This window comes from Pseudoalteromonas sp. MMG022 (assembly GCF_021654245.1).
Taxonomy (GTDB): domain Bacteria; phylum Pseudomonadota; class Gammaproteobacteria; order Enterobacterales; family Alteromonadaceae; genus Pseudoalteromonas; species Pseudoalteromonas amylolytica.
On record NZ_JAKFZQ010000044.1, the window covers coordinates 1 to 2,017 of the forward strand.

At 49.3% G+C, this 2,017-nt stretch carries 1 pseudogene; it reads right to left on the reverse strand.

Annotation, left to right across the window (positions count from 1 at the left end):
* Positions 1-2,017: pseudogene (locus L1070_RS20090) on the reverse strand (hypothetical protein); the annotation flags it as partial.

The window sequence follows — 2,017 nt, forward strand, 5'->3', positions numbered from 1 at the left end:
CTTCAAACGTTATCAAGGTATCACTGCCAGAATCGGCAACCGTGAACACCAAGTCATTACCTGGTGCGTTAGTTAGAGTGATGCTTACCTCTGGGCTGGCAAACGTCGTGGCGTTGGTGTCTACCTCTAGTGTGCCAGTGCCGTTAAAGCGTACATTCGAGGTGGTCATTCCTGTAAGGTTGGTAATGGTGATGGTGTCACCTGCCGCTAAGTCAGCAATGGTATCGCCATTTAAATCCGCTTCCTCACCCGCAAAGTTGTCATTGCCGTCATTACCCGTCATGGAATCAGTGCCAGCACCTGGACGAATAGTATCTGCCCCACTACCACCTGTGATGGTGTCTGAACCATCCAAGTCGGTGGCTGTAATTTGCAGTACATCGCTGACAAATGCGGATGCATCAATGGTTAAATCAGCCGTGATAGCACTGCCACTGGTATTCGTCACAGAAACCGTTTGCCCATCAGCACTGAAGTTATCCGTCAACGTGATAGTAGCCGTATTGTCTGTGCCTATCGCAATCCCCTCTATTGAAGAGACAGTTGTAGTAGAGAAGTCAAACGTACCACCATCCATCAACTTTAACGTTTCACTGCCAGCGTTACCTGTGATGGCCGTTGAAAAATCACTTAGGTTGGCAGCATCAATGGCAACGGTCGCACCGCTACCTACATTTAGCGTACTGATGCTAGTAAAGACACCGCCACTGACATCGGCGCCATCTGTAACTTGTACGTTATCCGCTACGCTCGAGTCTCCAATTAAAGTGCCGGTATAGGTGCTACCACCTATCGCAAATGAGATCGCATCAGTTGTTGAACTTGCCGTAACCGAGGTGGTGCCTGTGGAAACCGTGATGGTTCTGGTATTCGTGCTATCATCGCCAACACTATAACTTTCAATTCCCGTTAAGGTGGTGATGTCGCCATCACCGCTAATTGTAATGGTTTCTGAGCCTGCTGCGGTTATCGTACCAGTAAAGGTTTCATGTTGAGTGGCCGTCATCGACACCGACGCACCTGATGCCAGCGTTAGGTTGCTCACATTCGTCACAGTGCCACCCGTAATATCTGCTCCTGAGCTAAGTGACAGAGTATCCGCAACCGTATTGTCACCGGTGATGGTGCCCGTATAGGTGAGTGAGCCAAGATCAAACGTAATAGCATCTGTGGTTGATGTACCTGTCACTGAGTGGCCCGCACTGCTGATAGTGACGGTTCTTGAATTGGTCGAGTCATCAGATAACGTATAATTTTCAATGGCAGAGACGGTGGTCACATCACCATCCCCTGATACCGTCAGCGATTCCGTACCACTGCCCGAAATAGTGCCAGTGAAGGAGGATAGTTGCGACACGGTAACCGTTGCCGAGCCATTACTGGTTACCGATAGATTTTCAAAGCCACTGACTGTTGCACCAGCAATACTGCCGCCATCACTCACCGACAGTGTATCAGTACCACTACCACCTGTAAGTGTGCCTGAGGCGCTCAAAGTGCCAACATTGACCGTATCATTACCGCTACTACCCGTAAGATTCTGCCCTGCAGCCCCCAGAGTGAAAGTATTGGCGGCAGAAAGTACATAACTCTCTATAACACTGTTACCCGTTAAACCATCACTTACATCACTGATTGTAATGGACTCGGTTGCCGCTGCTGTGATTGTTGAGAAGCTGTCATGCTGCGCTTCGGTCATTGTCACAGAAGCATTGTCACTCAAAGTCAGTGATTCAAAGCTGCTCAACGTGGCACCACTGATGTTTGCGCCCGTATCTGCTTGTAGGGTATCAGTACCCGTACCACCTGAAAGCACACCTGTGGCGGTAAATCCGGTCACATTAACCGTATCATCGCCACTACTACCCGTAACATTTTGAGTCACCACGCCCATGGTAAAGCTCATTGCAGCACCTAACACATAGGTTTCAATGTCGCTGTCACCTGTTAGAGCCTGATCGCCATTGGCACTGGAGATAGTAAACTGGTTAGTGCCCGAGCCATTGATGGTGGTAAA